18 protein-coding genes and 1 pseudogene are annotated in these 19,107 nt (G+C 35.2%); 13 read left to right on the forward strand and 6 right to left on the reverse strand.

Going from position 1 to position 19,107, the window contains the following annotated elements:
• The first annotated feature begins 5 nt into the window (after window positions 1-5).
• Genes KYG33_RS06100 through KYG33_RS06110 form a run of 3 tightly spaced genes read left to right on the forward strand, consistent with a single transcriptional unit; the run spans window position 6 to window position 2,298 of the window.
• Window positions 6-740: an SDR family NAD(P)-dependent oxidoreductase gene (locus KYG33_RS06100; protein WP_219072854.1), complete on the forward strand. Its 735-nt coding sequence runs from the start codon at window positions 6-8 to the stop codon at window positions 738-740.
• Window positions 737-1,189: a nuclear transport factor 2 family protein gene (locus KYG33_RS06105; protein WP_219072855.1), complete on the forward strand. Its 453-nt coding sequence runs from the start codon at window positions 737-739 to the stop codon at window positions 1,187-1,189. Before KYG33_RS06100 ends, KYG33_RS06105 begins: the two co-directional genes overlap by 4 nt.
• Before the next feature lie 32 nt (window positions 1,190-1,221).
• Window positions 1,222-2,298 (forward strand): NAD(P)H-dependent flavin oxidoreductase, encoded by a 1,077-nt coding sequence (locus tag KYG33_RS06110; RefSeq protein ID WP_219072856.1) that lies wholly within the window; start codon window positions 1,222-1,224, stop codon window positions 2,296-2,298.
• 3 nt (window positions 2,299-2,301) lie between these two features.
• Here the strand turns inward: KYG33_RS06110 and KYG33_RS06115 are convergent, their stop codons facing one another.
• Window positions 2,302-3,657 (reverse strand): deoxyguanosinetriphosphate triphosphohydrolase, encoded by a 1,356-nt coding sequence (locus tag KYG33_RS06115; protein ID WP_219073244.1) that lies wholly within the window; start codon window positions 3,655-3,657, stop codon window positions 2,302-2,304.
• Window positions 3,658-3,861: 204 nt separating this feature from the next.
• Between KYG33_RS06115 and KYG33_RS06120 the strand changes: the two genes are divergently transcribed.
• Complete coding sequence (locus KYG33_RS06120; protein WP_077416545.1) at window positions 3,862-4,491, forward strand: class I SAM-dependent methyltransferase; 630 nt, start codon at window positions 3,862-3,864, stop codon at window positions 4,489-4,491.
• Between the two features lie 88 nt (window positions 4,492-4,579).
• Window positions 4,580-5,314: a DNA-formamidopyrimidine glycosylase family protein gene (locus KYG33_RS06125; RefSeq protein ID WP_219072857.1), complete on the forward strand. Its 735-nt coding sequence runs from the start codon at window positions 4,580-4,582 to the stop codon at window positions 5,312-5,314.
• 230 nt (window positions 5,315-5,544) lie between these two features.
• Here the strand turns inward: KYG33_RS06125 and KYG33_RS06130 are convergent, their stop codons facing one another.
• Entirely contained in the window at window positions 5,545-6,267 is a 723-nt protein-coding gene (locus KYG33_RS06130) for a LytR/AlgR family response regulator transcription factor (RefSeq protein WP_180563973.1), read from the reverse strand.
• On the reverse strand, window positions 6,267-7,343 hold the full coding sequence (locus KYG33_RS06135) for a sensor histidine kinase (RefSeq protein WP_077416540.1): 1,077 nt from the start codon (window positions 7,341-7,343) through the stop codon (window positions 6,267-6,269). The genes KYG33_RS06130 and KYG33_RS06135 overlap by 1 nt, the downstream gene beginning before the upstream one ends.
• A gap of 192 nt (window positions 7,344-7,535) precedes the next feature.
• Between KYG33_RS06135 and KYG33_RS06140 the strand changes: the two genes are divergently transcribed.
• The 3 genes from KYG33_RS06140 to KYG33_RS06150 all read left to right on the forward strand — a co-directional run bounded on the left by KYG33_RS06140 (window position 7,536) and on the right by KYG33_RS06150 (window position 9,850).
• Window positions 7,536-7,964, forward strand: a complete 429-nt coding sequence (locus tag KYG33_RS06140) for a hypothetical protein (protein ID WP_219072858.1) — start codon at window positions 7,536-7,538, stop codon at window positions 7,962-7,964.
• Between the two features lie 7 nt (window positions 7,965-7,971).
• Window positions 7,972-8,943: a hypothetical protein gene (locus KYG33_RS06145; protein WP_180563974.1), complete on the forward strand. Its 972-nt coding sequence runs from the start codon at window positions 7,972-7,974 to the stop codon at window positions 8,941-8,943.
• Window positions 8,944-9,193: 250 nt separating this feature from the next.
• Window positions 9,194-9,850, forward strand: a complete 657-nt coding sequence (locus KYG33_RS06150; RefSeq protein ID WP_077416533.1) for a glycosyltransferase family 32 protein — start codon at window positions 9,194-9,196, stop codon at window positions 9,848-9,850.
• Here KYG33_RS06150 and KYG33_RS06155 read toward each other — a convergent pair.
• Entirely contained in the window at window positions 9,847-10,182 is a 336-nt protein-coding gene (locus KYG33_RS06155) for a DMT family transporter (RefSeq protein ID WP_077416531.1), read from the reverse strand. The genes KYG33_RS06150 and KYG33_RS06155 overlap by 4 nt on opposite strands.
• A gap of 1,208 nt (window positions 10,183-11,390) precedes the next feature.
• Between KYG33_RS06155 and KYG33_RS06160 the strand changes: the two genes are divergently transcribed.
• The 4 genes and pseudogenes from KYG33_RS06160 to KYG33_RS06175 all read left to right on the forward strand — a co-directional run bounded on the left by KYG33_RS06160 (window position 11,391) and on the right by KYG33_RS06175 (window position 13,984).
• Complete coding sequence (locus KYG33_RS06160) at window positions 11,391-12,107, forward strand: AAA family ATPase (RefSeq protein WP_219072859.1); 717 nt, start codon at window positions 11,391-11,393, stop codon at window positions 12,105-12,107.
• A gap of 151 nt (window positions 12,108-12,258) precedes the next feature.
• Window positions 12,259-12,666: a hypothetical protein gene (locus KYG33_RS06165; RefSeq protein ID WP_219072860.1), complete on the forward strand. Its 408-nt coding sequence runs from the start codon at window positions 12,259-12,261 to the stop codon at window positions 12,664-12,666.
• A 158-nt stretch (window positions 12,667-12,824) separates the two neighbouring features.
• Window positions 12,825-13,555 (forward strand): annotated as a pseudogene (locus tag KYG33_RS06170) (YggS family pyridoxal phosphate-dependent enzyme).
• 6 nt (window positions 13,556-13,561) lie between these two features.
• On the forward strand, window positions 13,562-13,984 hold the full coding sequence (locus KYG33_RS06175) for a hypothetical protein (RefSeq protein ID WP_219072861.1): 423 nt from the start codon (window positions 13,562-13,564) through the stop codon (window positions 13,982-13,984).
• A 625-nt stretch (window positions 13,985-14,609) separates the two neighbouring features.
• Here KYG33_RS06175 and gcvP read toward each other — a convergent pair.
• A complete protein-coding gene (gene gcvP, locus KYG33_RS06180; protein ID WP_219072862.1) occupies window positions 14,610-17,468 on the reverse strand; it encodes an aminomethyl-transferring glycine dehydrogenase in 2,859 nt (952 codons plus the stop codon).
• Between the two features lie 486 nt (window positions 17,469-17,954).
• On the opposite strand from gcvP, the gene KYG33_RS06185 reads away from it, so the two are divergent.
• Window positions 17,955-18,104, forward strand: coding sequence for a hypothetical protein (locus tag KYG33_RS06185; RefSeq protein WP_164723264.1), 150 nt, complete (start codon window positions 17,955-17,957; stop codon window positions 18,102-18,104).
• Between the two features lies 1 nt (window position 18,105).
• Here KYG33_RS06185 and KYG33_RS06190 read toward each other — a convergent pair whose 3' ends face one another.
• Window positions 18,106-18,753: a J domain-containing protein gene (locus KYG33_RS06190; RefSeq protein WP_077416519.1), complete on the reverse strand. Its 648-nt coding sequence runs from the start codon at window positions 18,751-18,753 to the stop codon at window positions 18,106-18,108.
• Between the last annotated feature and the right edge of the window lie 354 nt (window positions 18,754-19,107).

Here is a 19,107-nt window from a genome sequence, read left to right on the forward strand (position 1 = left end):
ATAAAATGAAAAAGCAAACGATAATTGTAACAGGAGCCTCTTCAGGGATAGGATTGGAAACAGCCCGTTATTTCTTAGACAGAGGTGATAATGTAATCATCAATTCACAAACAGCATCTAAATTAGAGGAAGTTTACCATGAACTGGGAGCCGGAGAAAATCTGGCGATGGTTGCCGGAAATGTATCCGAGAAAACAACAGGAGAAGCCTTGGTAAAAACAGCACTTGAAAGATTTGGATCAATTGACGTTCTGATCAACAATGCGGGAATTTACGAGAACAAACCTTTTCTGGAAGTCACTGAAGACTATCTGGACCGTTTTTTAACAACCAATCTAAAAGGAACATTCTTTACAACACAGGCTGTCATTCCTCAAATGATCAAACAAAAAGACGGTGTTGTGATCAATGTAGGAACTCCATTAGTATATCATGCGATTGCACCGTCTCCTTCTACAGCGCCTATTTCAAGCAAAGGAGCTATTCATGCACTGACTTTGCAGCTGGCTGCAGAGTTTGGAAAAGAAAATATCAGGGTAAATACGGTCGCTCCGGGCTTGATAAGAACACCGATGCATGGTGCAGGTCTTGATAACAATGCCGGAATGCACCTCATCAACCGTATCGGGGAGCCGGAAGAAGTAGCTCAAATGATTCATGCGATTACTAAAAACAAATTAATTTCCGGAGCTATCATCAATGTCGACGGGGGAATGAGTGCCGGACATCATTTATCATGAAACTATCATTAATTATAGCATGGCTGCTCAGTTTTCCATTGAGCGGCCATGCACAAAATGTAAAGAATATGAAAACCAACCCAACACCAGAAACTGAAATAAGAAACGTCATTGAAAATTATTATTTCAAAGGAATTTATGAAGGGAATACAGACCTTCTTAGAAAAGCCTTCTATAAAGGAGCTTTGCTTTTCGGAGATGTAGATGGAGTTCCCTATTTCAAAACTGCGGATCAATATATTGAGGGAGTCGGAAACCGTGTAAGTCCGGAAAAATCCGGAAAAGATTTTAAAGCTGAAATCCTTTCTATTGACATCATTAATTCGATTGCTACAGTGAAATTAAATGTAAGAATGTATGATTTTAATTATTATAATTTCATAACTTTCAATAAGATAGACGGAAAATGGCTCATCGTTAATAAGACATTGACCAATGTACACCCTTAATTCAAGTTTTTTAATTAAAAATCAACAAAATCATGTGGAATAAAAATAGAATTACGGAATTACTGGGTATTGAATATCCTATTCTGCAAGGTCCTTTTGGCGGAGGGCTTTCTACAGTTGAGCTGACAACAGCAGTGAGCAATCTTGGCGGACTAGGCGGATTCGGAGCTTATACTTTGTCACCGCAGGAAATTTATGATATTCACAAAGAAATACTAACGAAAACGGATAAACCCTATAACCTTAATCTTTGGATAAAAGATCACGATATTATTGATGAACAGCATACAAAAGACCAGTATCAAAAGGCCATTGAAACCTTCAAACCATATTTTGATCTTTTAAATATCGATATTCCTGAAGCACCACCTTCTTTTGAATCAAGGTTTCAGAATCAGTTGGAGGTTGTTCTTGATATTAAACCCAAGGTGTTCAGCTTTATGTTTGGTTTACTGGATGAAAATATCATTGAGGAACTTCATCGTCAGGGAACGGTGGTATTAGGAAATGCAACAACGCTGGATGAAGCGATTGCCCTTGAAAAAGCGGGTGTGGATGCTATTGTGGCTTCCGGTTTTGAAAGTGGTGGCCACAGACCTTCGTTTCTGGATCAGGCGGAACTTTCTACAACTGGAACTTTCGCTTTGATTCAATTAATTAAGGATAAGGTAAAAATTCCTGTAGTTGCAGCGGGAGGTATTGTCAACGGGCGTGGAATTGCCGGAGCTTTCCAACTGGGCGCAGAAGCGGTACAGATCGGAACGGCATTTCTGGCCACTGAAGAATCCGGAGCTTTACCGATACATAAAGAGTTTTTGTTTTCCGATGCAGCAAGATCTACCGCTCTCACCAGAGCATATACCGGAAGATTAGGGCGCGGAATTACCACAAAAATATCCCGGGATGTATTGGCTGCCACTGACAAAACATTACCATTTCCTTTACAGACCCATTTTATGGGCGCACTGAGAAAGGCAGCTTTGGAACAGCAGAAGAATGATCTGGTATTTTTCTGGGCAGGCCAGATTGCCCCGCTTTTAAAGCATAAAAAAGCCTCCACTTTAATGCAGTCATTAATTGAAGAGGCTTCTGAATTATTGAATAAATAGAATTTACACGGTCATTCCGATGTCTATTCCTTTAATTTTTCTATATAAATCGGTAGCATAGTTATCAGTCATTCCTGAAACGAAATCAATTACTCCGAGAACTTTCTGATAATCGGTACCATCATTGTAAATGAATTGCTTTGGAATTAATTTCAAAGCTTTTTCATCATAAGATTTTCTATGGCCTTCCGGTTTCAGAATGGAAGGAATAAAATGATCCAGCAATTCATACATTACATTATATCCTGCATTTTCAATTTCTACAACCGCTTTATGATTATAGATTTTTTCTACGGAGAAACTTGCAATATCCTGCAGTGCTTTATTTTCTTTTTTATAGATATCAAGTAAGCCGTTGCCAAGATTGCCTTCAAGAATCGTTTCAAAGTTATGTTTGTACATCTCAATCGACTTATTGATCAGAGCATTGATTACTTTTGCTCTTAAGTAAGAAATCTGTTCGTTTTCGTTGGAGATAGAACTTAGCTTTGTTTCAATTCTCTGAACATCATTTGTTTCAGATTTTACCAGTTCAAAAAATAAATTTTTACAGTCTGCTGTTGAAACAATTCCCAATCTGTGGGCATCTTCCATATCAATGATGTTGTAGCAGATATCATCAGCAGCTTCTACCAGCCATACAAAAGGATGTCTTTTGAAAATATAAGGTTCTTCACTTTCAGAAATAAGCTGGGTTCCTTTGGCAATTTCAAGGAATATGTCTTTTTCATTCTGGAAAAACCCGAATTTCTTCCTGTGAATGATTCCTTTTTTCTTGGCTACAGCCTCACAAGGATATTTTGCAATACTTGCCAGTGTGGAGAAAGTAAGCTGAACACCTCCCGCATCTTTCCCTTGCTGCTGCTGTGCCAGTACTCTGATCGCATTGGCATTTCCTTCAAAGTTAACCAGATCCGCCCACTCTTTTTCATTGAATTTTGACTTCAGGTCTTTTTCATTCCTTTCAAAATAGCTTGCAATGGCATCTTCTCCAGAATGTCCGAAAGCAGGGTTTCCGACATCATGACATAAACATGCAGCTGCAATTACGTTTCCCAGATTATAGAGATAAAAATTCTTTGAATCTTCAGTCAATTCATTTTTAAAATCTTCCGCAATAAATTCACCGATAATACTTCCTAAACTTCTTCCTACAGATGATACTTCCAGAGAATGGGTAAGTCTGTTGTGTACAAAAACACTTCCGGGAAGAGGAAAAACCTGCGTTTTATTCTGTAGTCTTCTGAAAGCAGAAGAGAAGATAATTCTGTCGAAATCCCTTTGAAAATCAGTTCGTGAAGCTTTGGTCTGTGGATTGTTTCCTGTACGTTGATTGGTGAAAATCTGGTTTAAATTCATCATTTTTCAAAATTACTCCAAATTTTAATTGTATGGAATAGTATTTAGATTTTTATTAAACAGATCTGTCATTCAAAAAATCTATAATAGTAAACGTTTTTTAGGGATCGGAAAGCTTGAAGAAATATTCTACATTTGATGCAACTAATACAACCGAAGAATACTTACAGTTTTTCTTTATCCAAATTTTAAAATTCTTTTACAATGACGGACAACACATGGCTCAAAAGATGGGACGAAAGGTATAGCAGCGAAGAGTTTGCGTATGGAACAAAACCCAACAATTATCTGAGAGAACAACTTACTCTATTAAAACCAGGTAAAATACTTTTCCCCGCAGAAGGTGAAGGCCGAAATGCTGTTTTTTCGTCAACTCAGGGATGGCAGGTTTCAGCTTTCGATATCAGTGCCAATGGCAGAAACAAAGCGTTACAGCTTGCTGAGCAACAAGGAACTACAATTGATTATCAGGTTGGAGAACTTTCAACTCTGAATTATCAGGAACAACAGTTTGACGCTATTGCTCTGATCTATGCCCATTTTCCGGGAGATATTAAATCTTCCATTCACCAAATGCTGAATCAGTATCTGCGTAAAGGCGGTTTTATTATTTTTGAAGCTTTCAGTAAAAGCCATCTTAAATATATTGCAAAGAACGAAAAGGTAGGCGGGCCAAAGGACATTGAATCCTTATTTTCTATTGAAGAGATTAAAGCTGATTTTCCGGATTATAACATTATTGAATTAGAAGAAACAGAAATTGAGCTCAACGAGGGATTGTTTCATAATGGAACAGGCTCTGTAATCCGTTTTGTCGGACAGAAACTGGTCTGAACATTTTAAACAGGTTTATTTTGGGATAAAGCTTTAGTTTTTAAATGGTTATGGAATACTATTTGAATCTTTATCTCAAAATAAACGTATGCCTGAAGGTCCATCCATCATATTAATGAAAGAAAGCCTGCAGCCATTTGCAGGTCAGCAAGTAACAGAAGTTTCAGGAAATGCCAAATTCGAGAAAGAAATTTTCATTGGCCAATCCCTTCTGGAAATCCGCACTTTTGGAAAACAAACTTATCTCGTTTTTGAAAAAGCAGCGATCCGGATTCATTTATTAATGTTTGGTTCTTACAGCATTGATGAACAAACCAAACCGGATAAAAGCTTGCGTTTAGCATTGTTTTTCTCTACGGGAAGCATTTATTTTTACACCTGTTCTGTAAAGTCTGTAGACCTTGAATTCCTCTCCACAATTGATTGGGAAGCAGATGTAATGAGCGATCAGTGGAATCCTAAGAAAGCTGAAGAAAAATTAAAATCCAATCCGAAAATGATGGTTTGTGATGCATTGATGAATCAGGATATTTTTTCGGGTGTCGGCAATATCATTAAAAACGAAGTGCTTTTCAGAATTGGAGTACAGCCGGAAAGCCTGTTGGGGAATCTTCCAGCCAAAAAAAGGAAAGAACTTATAGCTGAAGCCAGAAATTACAGTTTTGATTTCCTGAAATGGAAAAGAGAATTTGTTTTGAAAAAACACTGGCTCGTTCATACTAAATCTATATGTCCGGTATGTGGACAGAAATTGATCAAAAAACAAACGGGGGTTGGAAAAAGAAGAAGCTTCTATTGTGAAAAAGATCAGAAACTTTATTAGATCAATTAGCTAAAGCTGTTGAAGGGTTTATTTATTTAAAGAGGTCTTTTGTACCATTTAGCTTTTGTCATTCCGACGAAGGAAGAATCTTATTATTGTTCAAAACATAAGATTCTTCACTACATTTTATTACGTTCAGAATGACACCTCCTGCCCTACAGATTTTCACTGATGATGTAGTATCTGAGATTTATATTACCCATTCCTTATCATTCACTACTCATTTTACATTAGTCTGAGTTCAGAAGCCCTCCGGCAAATTTTGTAAAAAACTCGGATCTGTATACTTCTCCAAGAGGAATCTCGGAGTCTTCAATATATATATTATGATTGTCAAATGAATCAATATAATTCATATTGACAATGTAAGATTTGCTTACTCTGATGAAGGTTTCTCCGGATATTTTCTGATGAATTGTTTTTAAATTCATTGCAGTGATAAGCTTTTGCTGCTTTGTATGAATGACTACATAATCCTTAAGCCCTTCTATAAATTTAATATCTGCAAAACTGATTTTATAGAACCTTCGTTCTGCTTTGATGAATAAAAAATCTGCAGTATTGGATTCTACCGTATTTTTTACAGTGTCTTTGGATAAAAGTTCAGTATAAAGTATGGCTTTATCAATTGCTTTTTCCAGCCTTTTGGGATCAACAGGTTTCAGAAGATAATCTACAGCTTCCAATTCATAGCTCCTCAGTGCGTACTGAGAATAGGCTGTTGTAAAGATGATCAGCGATTTTTTGGGAAGCATTTCTGCGAACTCAAGACCTGTCACCATGGGCATTTCTATATCAAGAAAAATAAGATCTACATCAATATCTTTAAGAAAATCGAGTGCAGACGGAGCATTGGAAAATTCGCCAAGGATATCAACATTGGAAGTTTCAGTGATCAGAGATCTCATTTCTGATCTTGCCAAAGGTTCATCATCAACTATAATACAATTCATCAAACGGGAATTTTTAAATTTACAATATATTCTTTTTCACCGGATTCTATCTGCAGGTCAAAAGTGTCGTTATAAAGAAGTTCCAGCCTTCTGGTGATATTGGCAAGCCCAAGTCCACTGCTTTTTTTGTCCGAAACGGTATAACCAGCACTTCTTGAATTCACACATATAAAATGGAGCTGTTTATTCTCAATACTAATTTCTATTTTCACATAAGACTCTCCTCCATTGAGATCCACACTGTGCTTTACAGCATTTTCAACAAAAGTGGTAAACAAATTCGGTGGAATAAATGTGCTGCTGATTATTCTTTTATCAACATCGGTTTGAATATCAAAAGAAAAATGATCACGTCTTATTTTTTCAAGGTTTAAAAAATTGGACAAAAAATCAATTTCTGAAGCCAGTAACGTTTTTTCTTCACTGTTTTCATACAGCTGATATCTGAGAAATTCAGAAAGTTTTACAATCACTACTGAAGCTTTTGCAGGATCTGTTCTGATCAGTGCTTTTACATTATTCAGCATATTAAACAGAAAATGGGGATTGATCTGATTTCTCAGTTCATTCAGTTCCATACTCATAGTAAGGCTGCTTAGCTCATTGATCCTTTTATTATCATTAATCCATTTCTGCAAAAGTTTTATCGTTGTGGTCGTCATAATGATCGGAATACACATTAGAACTCCTTCATAAATTCCTCCCCTTTCACTTTCCTTAAGAATATTTTTCACTCTGAATTCTTCGAAAAACAGTCTGAAACCGTAACCAATAAAATTAAGCCCCGCTACTCCCATCAGAACAAGCAATACAAGATAGGTAACATATTTTGTTTTAAAGAAAAACCGCGGAACCAATACATATATATTTATATAGACCATTGCAATGAGGATCGTATACACAAAGAATAAAACATAGTATTGATATATTCCCGAATACCAATGCCAGAATCTCGCGCTGTACAGCAAAAAGAAAAAGAAAATCAGAAACAGGAGGTGCCTTCGGAATCCATACTTCGCTTCCACCAAAAAATCCATTGCAAAGGTTTCTTCAAATTTCTGCGGACTGTATTTCATACGATAGGCTTATTTTATCATTAACAAAAATAGACAATAACGGAATTTACAACTAATTTATTATACGAAACCTCTCTTTTATTATACCAATTATGATGTTCCGGCATTTGGTATAAAATACCGGCCACTTTGTATAAAAACAAATTTACGCTGCTCTTTTCTCTATTCCTTTGTGCTGTAAAATGAACACATATGGAATTAACAGCTTTTCACGAATTGACTCAGGAAATATCATTGGAATGTTTCTTTATGACAGAATCTCAACAGGAAGAAAAAGTAATACAGCTTATTGATTTACACCATTTTATTGAGTGTTTTGAACCGAAAATGAAAATTCTCAGCTACCTCCATCATCCTATTAACATGGTGGAACATAATGGAGATAAAAAAGGAATCCTGTTTTGTGACCTGAAACATTCTGCAGTGCATGACAGCAATGCTTCTGAAGAGTTTAGAAGGAGATACGGGCTTTCGGAACTCTGGTTTGTTTTTGTAGAGGAAACATTTGTACCGGATACATCCGCCTATGCTGATGCGATTATTGAAAACAGTCTGGACATCTTCTATGACAAGATTTTCAGCTTTAATTTCTTTCAATCTATTATTCACCCTTTAAAATAAACTGCCCATGAAAACATTGAGAAGAGTACTTGTGCCACTGGCAATACTCCCTTTAAAGAACATTACGTATGCCCAGAAAAAGGACAGTATTCCTTTGAAGGTACGTGCTTTTTTTGCTGATAAAATTCCGCAGGCCCGGAACTTCAACGTCGAATACACCTTTGTCACGCCATCCTCCTTCTCATCACAGCTCCAAGGTCAGGATCTGCCGGACAATAAAGTAAAAAGCTTTCAGCAGATGAAGGCAGATGCCAATATTTATTTCATCAAAAACAGAAGCTGGCTTTTGAGTACTACACTGAACTACCGCTACACTTCAATCAGTATCGAAAATCCTGTAATTCCGGGAATTGGATCTGAAGAAAACTTTCACTATCATTCGGAAGCGATTAATCTGAGCTATTTTTCAAGGTTATTCAAAAAGACAGCGATATATTCAGCCAGCATTTCTGCTGATGGTAGTGATCAGCATTTTGAACGGATCAGAGGATTGGTAACTGCTTCATTGATTTTAAAAGTAACTCCAAAAACAAAAATGACGCTTGGATTGGCTGGAATTATTGACCCAAGCACCCAGATTCCTGTACTCCCTATCTTCACTTATGAAAACAAATTCAACAACGGATGGGTATTGGATGTTTTGCTTCCGAAAAAAGTATTGATCCGAAAAGATATTTCTTCCGATGGCAGGATTTCTCTGGGAACGGAAATGGATAATACATCGTTTTATACCTACGGCAATAACAACACCTATGAATTCCGGCAGGCTGTTCTTAATTCAGGGGCAATTTATGAGCATAATCTTGGAGGAAACTTTATAGGAACTTTTAAAACAGGACTCAGAACAAATATCAACTCAAGAGCTTTTAATAAACAGGATTCCTTTAATGATTATATATGGAAAGGGAATTATAAACCTTCATTCTATTTCAATGTTGGAATTTCTTATAATCCATTTGAAAGAAAAAGAACAAAATGATGTTGAAAACAATTCCCGTAAATATTTGATTTTGATTTTTACAATATCCGAATAGATCTCCAGAGTTCTCTAATCAAGGATATTAAAAAAAAATTAAAATTTTCTCCTTTCAGCATTTAACCATTATTACAAATTGCAATCAAAACTACAGAAAAACACAAGTTCAGAGATTCTCTTTTATGAAAAATCTTATTACCTCTTATGCAAATGATTTAAGGATTTTATAAGAATAGAATTTAAAAAATAGAAAATGGCAGTACCCAAACAGATATTTCAGACTTTTAAAACTAAAAAACTTCCTTTAATTACGCGATATCACATCTGGAATATGAAAAGGAAAAACCCGGAATACCGCTATTTTTTTTATGATGACCAAGATATAGAGAAATTTATCACCGAAGAATTTCCTCCTGAATATATTGAAAATTATCGTAAACTGGCTATAGGAGCTTCAAAAGCAGATTTCTTCAGATATGCTGTTTTATATAAAAAAGGCGGAATATACCTTGATATAGACAGCGGTATTATAAAACCTTTTAAACAACTCATCCAGGAAGATGATGAAGCTGTAATCAGTGTAGAAAGACACGAAAATCTATATGTTCAATGGGCACTTATTTTCAATAAAAATCATCCTTTTCTAAAGAGAACATTGGAATTGATGATTGATAATATAAAAAACCACCGCTTTCCGCATGATGTACATGCTACTACAGGTCCTACTGTATTCAGTAAAGCAATCAGAGAATCATTAGAGGAAAATCCGGCTATTCCCTTTAGACTATTTCGCGGCATTGAGTTCCGTGGATATTTAAAGTTTAAATATAAACTGGGAAAGTTCTTTTTATACAAATCAAGGTCTCAACATTGGAAACAGATGCAAAAGCGTCAGGAGATTATTTTTTAATGCGTTCCCATTTTTGAAAATACATTAATAACAATCACCCCAATTACAATCAGAGCAATCCCGATAATCGCCGGAAGATCAGGAATCTGCTTGAAAGCAATAACTCCAATCATTGTTATAAAGACAATTCCCACGCCGGACCAGATGGCATAGGTAATCCCTACCGGAATCTGACGAAGCGTGAGACTTAGAAAATAAAAAGCACAGGCATATCCTATGACTGTTATTACGGATGGCCATAGTTTGGAAAATTCCTCAGATTTTTTCAGAAAACTCGTGGCGATGATCTCAAATACAATCGCTAAGGCAAGAAAAATATAACTGCGTCCCATAACTTTATTCTTTGTACAAAAGTAACAAAAGCACTCCGGTAATTCCAAAAAGGAATAATGGGAAAATTCGCTGTTGATCAAGAGACAGCAAATGTTTCTCTTTCTTTAACGCTTTGAAAACTCTTAGTTTTTTTAACCATCAATCCTGCAATTATCTTCTTTCAGGCACTTAATTCATCTTAAGTGCTTTATTTTTAGCTCCATCCAATATTGTAAAGATTTTGAAAAAGTATGCCATTGTACAAACTTATTTTTCCGATATGGCACAAAAAAAAATTTCTCCATGTTATGAAATGTGACAGATGACAAAAATTCCGAATCAAAAAATGAGGCTAAAAATAAATTTTCTTAACATGAAAATCATTTTCACGTGAAAAATTCACATTCAAAAAAAGCGGTTTAAAACAATATTATGCCAAGCATTATTTATTATTTGTTTTATCAACTCCAATATAGAAGTCAAGAAACGGTTAACGTTTTCACATAATTTTACAGAGAGAATAATAAAAGTATTAATAAATTCTCAATAATGCATTAATTTAATGTAAACAAAAATTCACTAATAAATAAACACCAACCATCGTAATACACTGATATACATCATAAATATTTACTTTGGCACGTGATTTGAAAGTAGTAATATTGCAATTGAAAGATTGATAAAAAAAAGTCAAATAATTAAAAATAATACAAAATGGTAACTTATATCGGTATCGTAACAGGTTTAGTGGTAATCACTTCATATTTCATGACAGTAAGAAGAGAAAGAAACTAATCTTAAATAAAACAAGCCTATAGAAAATCTATACTAATTATATTGTTTTATGTTTTTAGTCTGAGAGATCGGATTGCTCTTTTACCATCGGGTAAAAGGGCCCAAAAACATAAACAAAAAGATCTTAGTTTCATAACAAATTTTAATATCCAAATGAGAAAAGCCAGTCGCAAGTCTGGCTTTTCTTTTTTATTAAGGAATTCCGCAAAAGTGTAAATTGTTTATTGCCCACAGCTTTCACAAACCTTCACAGATTGTTTGGGGACATTTTTTCGTGTTGCGGTAAAATTGTTTCCTACTATAGATTTCCATTCATCATTTATTATTCATCATTCATTTTACACTGGACCAGACGTTTATTATTATTCAGGATTCTTTTTAACATTCAATAAAGCTTTATCTTTGTTTGTCCAATAATTATTTTATCGTCATCATGAATCTGTACAATCTTATTATCCAGGATAAAGAACAAGTCAACCTTAACGAAGTATTTCTTGATAAAAACAACAAGGAGCATCTCGTTCAGCTTATCAAGGAACACAACTATATAAAAGAACTGCAGGAATATGGACTTCCGGTTAATAATAAGATTCTGCTTCAGGGAAGTTCAGGATGCGGAAAAACAATGACAGCAAAAGCTGTTGCCAATGCCTTAGGAAAAAACATTATAATCCTTAACCTGAGCAATATTGTCTCCTCACGAATCGGCGAAACTTCTCAGAATATCAAAATGATATTTGATAAAGCTGCAAGGGAAAGAACAGTACTTTTTCTTGACGAACTGGATCAAATCGGAAAAGCAAGAGGCAGTGATGATAAAGATGTAGGGGAAATGAGAAGACTGGTTAATACTTTAATCCAACTCATTGACTATTATCCTGAAAACGCGCTGTTAATTTGTGCTACCAACCATCCTGAAATTATTGATACGGCACTGCTAAGACGTTTCCAGCTAAAGATCAATTATGAAATGCCGGATCAGGAATTTCTGGATCAGTTTTACGATAGTTTATTGTCTAAATTTCCGGAAAATATGAGGAATATTGAGCGGAAGTATGGAATTTCTTTTGCGGAGACCAAAGATTATGCGTTTACCGTGGTTAAAGGTGCTTTGATAAGAAAGTTGGAAGCAAAAATAGTTGAGAATTGAGATCACTAAATTAATTGCCAAAATTATATGATTCCGTTTTACTAGAAACTAATTTTTTTCTTTATTAAAAAATGTCAATTTAGTAAGTACTGATTAAAACCCATTTTGAATTTGAAAATTTATTAATTTTAAAACACTAGAATCAACACAAATGGACGATAAATTTTTACTCAATCAGCTAACCAAATCATTTTTTAATTTGTTTACCAATACTAATGGAAAAAAGCCAGACTTTGAAAGTATTGATAATATTTGTTTAAATGAAACAATAATAATCAAAAAGGATAAAGATAACGAAGAAGTTTATACCCTTGACAGTTTTATTACTCCAAGAATAAAAATTTTAACAGACGGAACCCTTATCGAATTTGAGGAATATGAAGTAAATGAGGAAACAAAAATAGTTAACAATATTGCCCAACGCTTTTCTAAATACCAAAAGCGTGGATACCTTAATGGTAATTATTTTGAAGGAAGCGGGACTAAATTTTTTCAGTATGTTAAGACTGCAAAAGGTTGGAAAATAAATTCAGTTATTTGGGAAGACGAAAATATTTAGATTAAGACATAAAGGATTTATGAATATAAATGTTGTATTAATTTAAGCGTAAAAACAGTTGAAAGAAATTATTCTATTTCTATTGCTGAAGACTATGCCTTAACTGCCGTTAAAGTGGCTTTAATGAAAAAACTGGAAGCAAAAGAATCCATCTCATCATGAAAGAAGATATCCTGCACAATCTCGCATTGATCAATAACCGAATAAAAAATTCCTGTGAAAAATCCGGAAGGAATATTGATGAAGTGAAGTTATTATTGGCCACTAAAACAGTTTCTGCAGATCATATCAAAATTGCTTTGGAAAACGGACAAGCCTTAATTGCAGAAAACAAAGTACAGGAATTGAAGGAGAAGTATGAGGACTTAAAGAACATCCCCCATGAAAATCACTTTATAGGCCATCTTCAGACCAATAAAATCAAAGATATCCTGAAATATGGTGTTACCTGCGTTCAGTCTCTGGATCGTCTGAAAAGCTTCATCAAAGACTTTTGACTGAAAACAGGACGATGAATGTCTTAATTCAGGTGAATACGTCCAATGAAGAGAGTAAATTCGGAATTGATCCCAGTGAAGCGATTGAACTTACCCGGAAAATTTCTCGCTACTCTACTTTGAAAATAAGAGGCTTGATGACCATTGGTCTTTTTAGTGCAGAAACTGAAAAAGTAAGATCATGCTTTAAAATCCTGAAAAAACTCCAACAGGATATTATCCGTGAAAACATTCTGAATCTGGAGATGAAAGAACTTTCTATGGGAATGAGCGGGGATCTGGAAACCGCCATTGAAGAAGGAGCCACCATTGTACGGGTGGGAACTGCAGTTTTTGGGCCGAGAATCTATCCGGACAGTTACTATTGGGATGAAGATAATAAAAAAGCATAAAATTATATGTTTCCATTTACTTATACTTTTGAGAGAGAAATTATCAAAGACAAAACATCTGATCAGGTTATTTATACAACCCGTGATATATTGCAGAAAAAAAAGGTTCAAAACATTCTTTACGGGCCGAATTTTGTTTCTTTCGATGAAGGTCTTTTCACAGAAAGATCCAATTGGCATTATCTATCTTTAATTGACAATGGGAAATTCATTTATAATGAAAACAACAAAACACTGACTTATGAAGTAAAGCTATGGAAACTAAACCTTTTCTCGCTTATTTTTCTCATTATTACCATGGCTAATTTTAAAGATACCTTCGGTAATCTGTTTCCTTTTTCAGCACTTTTGATCAATCATTTACTTTGCTATTTTGGAAACCGGGGATTGATAAAAAAAATCGTTCATAAAATTAACTATTTGTCCTAATTGTTTATCATTTATTACCAACATTAGTATATAGCCAAAAACCTTACAACAAAAGGCTTTTTACAGTCTACAAATTCGGTATACTTTTTGATGTAAAACTTTCGTAACCAAACAAATACATGTATGACAAAAAAATTACTCTCGGGCTGCCTATTTATAGCAGTATTATTCTTTTATTCATGTGAAAAAGAAAACACACAGATGAAAAGTGGAATTTCAATTGAAACTATTTCAATTATAACCTGCGTTACTATGGGCGTAGCGATTTTGCTTGCCTATAGCATTAAAAGAAGGTAAAGAAATATGACAGAAATAATAGAACACCTCTCAGTTTTGAGAGGTGATTTATTTTAAAATAGTAATTAAATGATTGACATTTCATTAAAATATAATAAATTTCAAAAAATTCCCTTCCGCAACTAATAAACCTATGAAAAAAACACCTCTGGCAGTACTTTTACCTTTGCTCATTTTGAACTGTACTCACAAAAAGAAAATACTCAACAGGCAAAAAAAGAGAACCCAAACCTTAATTACTTGAGATTGCTACGCTTTGCTCGCAATGACAGAAAACAAAAATCCCTCTCATTACTGAAAGGGATTTTTTATAGTTAAAAAACTAAGATTACATATAGGCTTCAATCGGCTCACAAGTACATACTAAGTTTCTGTCTCCGTAAGCTTCATCTACTCTTGATACAGAAGCGAAGAATTTATGGTCTCTTACCCACTCTAATGGATAAGCCGCCTTTTCTCTGCTGTATGGTTTATCCCAAGAATCAGAGATTACCAATTGCTCTGTGTGAGGAGCATTTTTCAATACGTTGTTTGCAGCATCTGCTTCACCGTTAGCAATTTCATCAATTTCTTTTTTGATAGAGATCAATGCTTCAGCGAAACGGTCAATTTCAGATTTGCTTTCAGATTCTGTAGGCTCAATCATCAATGTTCCTGCAACAGGGAAAGAAACAGTAGGAGCATGGAAACCATAATCCATCAATCTCTTCGCCACATCAGCCACTTCAATTCCTAAAGATTTGAACTGACGGAAATCTACGATACATTCGTGAGCTACTCTTCCGTTTTCGTTAGAATATAAGATTGGGAAGTGTTCTGCTAAAATTTCTTTCAGGTAGTTAGCATTCATGATTGCGTGACCTGTAGCCTTTTTAAGACCTTCAGTTCCCAGCATCTTGATGTAAGAATAAGAAATATTAAGGATCAATCCTGAACCGTAAGGTGCAGCAGAAATACCCTCAATAGCTTCTTTAGACCCGATTCTGATATTCGCATTAGAAGGAAGGAAAGGAACCAAGTGTTTAGCAACGCAGATTGGACCTACTCCAGGACCTCCACCTCCGTGAGGAATTGCGAAAGTTTTGTGAAGATTAAGGTGGCAAACGTCAGCTCCGATGTTTCCAGGACTTGTAAATCCTACCTGAGCGTTCATGTTGGCACCATCCATATATACTTGTCCTCCGTGTTCGTGGATAAGGTTGGTAATTTCTTTAATGTTAGCATCAAAGAATCCGTAAGTTGAAGGATAAGTGATCATTACAGCAGATAAGTTTGCTGAATGAAGTTCTGTTTTAGCTTTAAGGTCTTCGAAGTCGATTTCACCGTTTTCAAGGTTTTTCACAACTACGATTTTCATTCCTGCCATAGCTGCAGAAGCCGGGTTGGTTCCATGTGCAGACTGAGGGATCAATACTACATTTCTGTGGTGGTCTCCTCTTGAGATATGGTATTCTCTGATTACCATTAATCCTGCATATTCTCCCTGAGCTCCAGAGTTTGGCTGAAGAGAAGTTCCTGCAAAACCTGTGATTTCTGCTAAGTCTTTTTCTAATTCGCGGATCATTTCCTGGTAACCTTCAGCCTGATTTACAGGTACAAATGGGTGAACGGCACCCCAGTTTTCCCATGAAAGCGGTAACATCTGAGTTGCTGCGTTCAGTTTCATTGTACAAGATCCTAAAGAAATCATTGAATGGGTCAATGATAAGTCTTTTCTCTCAAGACGCTTGATGTAACGCATCAATTCTGTTTCCGTATGATATTTGTTGAATACTGATTCCGTAAGAATTTCGTCTTTTCTTAAGTTTTCGTCCGGAATGCTGTATCCTTCTTTTATTTCTAATTTGAAAGTCTGCTTATCTTTAAACTGAGCGAAAGAAGCCATCAGAACATTTAATTTCTCTAATGTTGTGCTTTCGTTGATCGCAATGCTTACCACACCTTCTGTGAAGTAGTTAAGGTTAAGTCTGTGATCCTGCATCAATCTGATTAATCTTCCTTTCTCATCTTCAGGCATCGTCATTTTCACAGTATCAAAGATTGGCTCTTCTACTACCTGATAACCTAATGCTTTAAGACCTCCTTTCAAAGCATTTGCTTTAAAGTGGATCTGATCAGCGATATAGTTTAATCCTTTTGGACCGTGATATACAGCATACATTCCTGCCATTACTGCTAAAAGAACCTGAGCTGTACAGATGTTTGAAGTAGCTTTTTCTCTTTTGATATGCTGCTCTCTTGTCTGTAACGCCATTCTTAATGCACGTCTTCCGTACATATCCTGAGAAACTCCGATGATTCTTCCCGGAATATCTCTTTTATAGTCTTCTTTACAAGCAAAGAAAGCTGCGTGAGGGCCTCCATATCCTAATGGAATACCAAATCTCTGTGTAGTTCCTACCGCACAGTCAGCTCCCATTTCTGACGGAGACTTTAGTTTCACCAAAGCCATCGGATCACAAGCAACAGCTACCTGAAGGTCAAGTTTTTTGTATTCTACGATATCTTCTGTATAATCTAAAACGATTCCGTTTTTACCAGGATACTGTAATAAAACTCCATAATAAGAACCATCAAACTGGTGTGCTTTATGATCTCCTACTACGATTTCGATTTCTAATCCTTCAGCTTTTGTTTTTAATACAGAAACTGTTTGAGGAAGAACAAGGTCAGAAATAAAGAATTTATTAGCTCCTGCTTTTTTCTGATCTTTCGTTCTGTTGTTGAAGAACATATGCATTGCTTCAGCTGCAGCAGTAGATTCATCCAGCAAAGATGCATTAGCCAATGCAAAACCTGTAAGATCACATACTACAGTCTGGAAATTAAGAAGAGCTTCAAGTCTTCCCTGTGCAATTTCTGCCTGATAAGGAGTATAGGCTGTATACCAGCTAGGGTTTTCAAAAATATTTCTCTGGATTGCTGAAGGCAAAAGTGTATTGTGGTATCCAAATCCGATATAACTCGTATAATCTGTATTTTTAGATGCCAATTCTTTTGAGTGGTTCAACATTTCGTATTCAGAAAGCGGTTCCGAGATCTCAAGATCTTTCTCTAAACGGATAGAAGATGGAATGGTCTGAGAAATTAACTCTTCAATACTAGAAACGCCAAGTTTCTCCAACATCGCCTGTTTATCGGCTTCATTAAGGGAAATGTGACGGCTCACAAACTGTTCTGTATTCATTTTTATTTATTAGATTTTGTTTGTAAAAAGATGTGTAAAATTACAATTTTTTGAATGATTGTACAAGAGCATTTCCGGGGTGATAATTCACAAAAATATTTGTGATTTTTATCACACTCTATTTTAATTAACCTTTTAACAATGTTTATGTAAATCCCAACAAACACACTCCTTATTCTATACATAATATGCAACAAAACAATCAATTCACTTTCAATAAAATACTGACATCATATTTAAAACAATGTGAATTATTTACGAGTTATGTCTTACTGATTAAAGTTATCTTTAGAATATTCTCCAATCATTAGTTTTATTCAAAATGTAAACTTAAACCCAATTAAAGGATAATGTAAGAACTATTCGGGTATAGAATTTAAGCCTGAGACTCTATTAAAAAGCAAGCAATATCTGCTATACATCAGGTTTAAAGAATTTTATGAAATTTTATTAATTATATTTATTCTAAATTAATATATTTGCAACATGAATATGATTGTCCCATTTAAAGTTCCGCCTTTGGCACCTTACTCATTCAATAACGAAGAGATGTTCTGTGAAAAGAAATCGTGTTGTAAGAAATTCAAGAAAGGGAAAAGATGCAAAAAATGTCCGGGAAGAAAGAAAATGGCATAAACTAGCTGAAATTTTTTATCAGCACATAGATAGCAATCGCTATAATAACAATTCCCCAGATCAGCATCATAATCTTAGGCTGACCGGATTTATTAATCCGTGTTCTAGGTTGTGGTTTAAACATTTCTTCCACCGTGTTTTTGAACTTCTCAGAATCGTTCTCAAAAACTTCTGTGATGGTAATTCCCTGAACAACGGTTTTGTGCAAAAGAGAATTCGTTGCATGAAGCAAAAGCTGGAATTTTCCATCTTTAAATTCTGTGATCTTAAAGATCCTTTCTCCATACGGCTTTTCTAATCCGAAAGGCAGTACTTTCACCACATCGGCATTACTCGTCTGCCAGTTGATGATAATCTCCTCCCCTTTTTTCGCATGAATTTTATTCGCTGTAAAAGTTTTGATCGCAGGTGGGATATTATATCTGAAACTTCTCTGATGATTTTCTAAATTCTGATCATATGCACGTCTTCTGACAGGATCACTCAACGTTTCATAAGCTTCCTGGATTTCGCGAAAACGGTCAGCAAAAAAGTCGTCATTGTCATTTTTATCAGGATGATATTTTAAAGACAGTTTTCGATACGCTTTTTTGACGTCTTCTTCCGAAGCATCCTGGGATATACCGAGAAAATAGTAGTAATCTTTCATTGAGAAATACAAAAATAAGGATTTATTTTTCTTTGTGTTTGATGTTTACGGTAAAATTTTGTTGAAAGTATAGATCAAAAAGTCATTGCGAACCGAAGGTGAAGCAATCTCAATACAGTTCGTAATCTATTGGTTGAAAAACGCAAGGGCGCCAAGTTTTTTTAAGCTGCCTGAATATTTTTAAGACGCAAAGATTTTATCTCCGATAAAATTGTACTTCTCTAAAAGTGAAATGGATATTTCAACGGCACTTTTGTCATTCCGAGCATAGCGAGGAATCTCAACTTCGATTAGAGGTATTTCCCGCAGATTACGAAGATCATTTCGCAACAACTTTAATGATAACCACTAAAA

The sequence above is a fragment of the Chryseobacterium sp. D764 genome (assembly GCF_019317325.1).
Taxonomy (GTDB): Bacteria; Bacteroidota; Bacteroidia; order Flavobacteriales; family Weeksellaceae; genus Chryseobacterium.

Bases quoted from the DNA above. Each gene is read 5' to 3' on its own strand.
- KYG33_RS06100 (WP_219072854.1), top strand. From the start codon at position 6: ATGAAAAAGCAAACGATAATTGTAACAGGAGCCTCTTCAGGGATAGGA.
- KYG33_RS06105 (WP_219072855.1), top strand. From the start codon at position 737: ATGAAACTATCATTAATTATAGCATGGCTGCTCAGTTTTCCATTGAGC.
- KYG33_RS06110 (WP_219072856.1), top strand. From the start codon at position 1,222: ATGTGGAATAAAAATAGAATTACGGAATTACTGGGTATTGAATATCCT.
- KYG33_RS06115 (WP_219073244.1), bottom strand. From the start codon at position 3,657: ATGAATTTAAACCAGATTTTCACCAATCAACGTACAGGAAACAATCCA.
- KYG33_RS06120 (WP_077416545.1), top strand. From the start codon at position 3,862: ATGACGGACAACACATGGCTCAAAAGATGGGACGAAAGGTATAGCAGC.
- KYG33_RS06125 (WP_219072857.1), top strand. From the start codon at position 4,580: ATGCCTGAAGGTCCATCCATCATATTAATGAAAGAAAGCCTGCAGCCA.
- KYG33_RS06130 (WP_180563973.1), bottom strand. From the start codon at position 6,267: ATGAATTGTATTATAGTTGATGATGAACCTTTGGCAAGATCAGAAATG.
- KYG33_RS06135 (WP_077416540.1), bottom strand. From the start codon at position 7,343: ATGAAATACAGTCCGCAGAAATTTGAAGAAACCTTTGCAATGGATTTT.
- KYG33_RS06140 (WP_219072858.1), top strand. From the start codon at position 7,536: ATGGAATTAACAGCTTTTCACGAATTGACTCAGGAAATATCATTGGAA.
- KYG33_RS06145 (WP_180563974.1), top strand. From the start codon at position 7,972: ATGAAAACATTGAGAAGAGTACTTGTGCCACTGGCAATACTCCCTTTA.
- KYG33_RS06150 (WP_077416533.1), top strand. From the start codon at position 9,194: ATGGCAGTACCCAAACAGATATTTCAGACTTTTAAAACTAAAAAACTT.
- KYG33_RS06155 (WP_077416531.1), bottom strand. From the start codon at position 10,182: ATGGGACGCAGTTATATTTTTCTTGCCTTAGCGATTGTATTTGAGATC.
- KYG33_RS06160 (WP_219072859.1), top strand. From the start codon at position 11,391: ATGAATCTGTACAATCTTATTATCCAGGATAAAGAACAAGTCAACCTT.
- KYG33_RS06165 (WP_219072860.1), top strand. From the start codon at position 12,259: ATGGACGATAAATTTTTACTCAATCAGCTAACCAAATCATTTTTTAAT.
- KYG33_RS06175 (WP_219072861.1), top strand. From the start codon at position 13,562: ATGTTTCCATTTACTTATACTTTTGAGAGAGAAATTATCAAAGACAAA.
- gcvP (WP_219072862.1), bottom strand. From the start codon at position 17,468: ATGAATACAGAACAGTTTGTGAGCCGTCACATTTCCCTTAATGAAGCC.
- KYG33_RS06185 (WP_164723264.1), top strand. From the start codon at position 17,955: ATGAATATGATTGTCCCATTTAAAGTTCCGCCTTTGGCACCTTACTCA.
- KYG33_RS06190 (WP_077416519.1), bottom strand. From the start codon at position 18,753: ATGAAAGATTACTACTATTTTCTCGGTATATCCCAGGATGCTTCGGAA.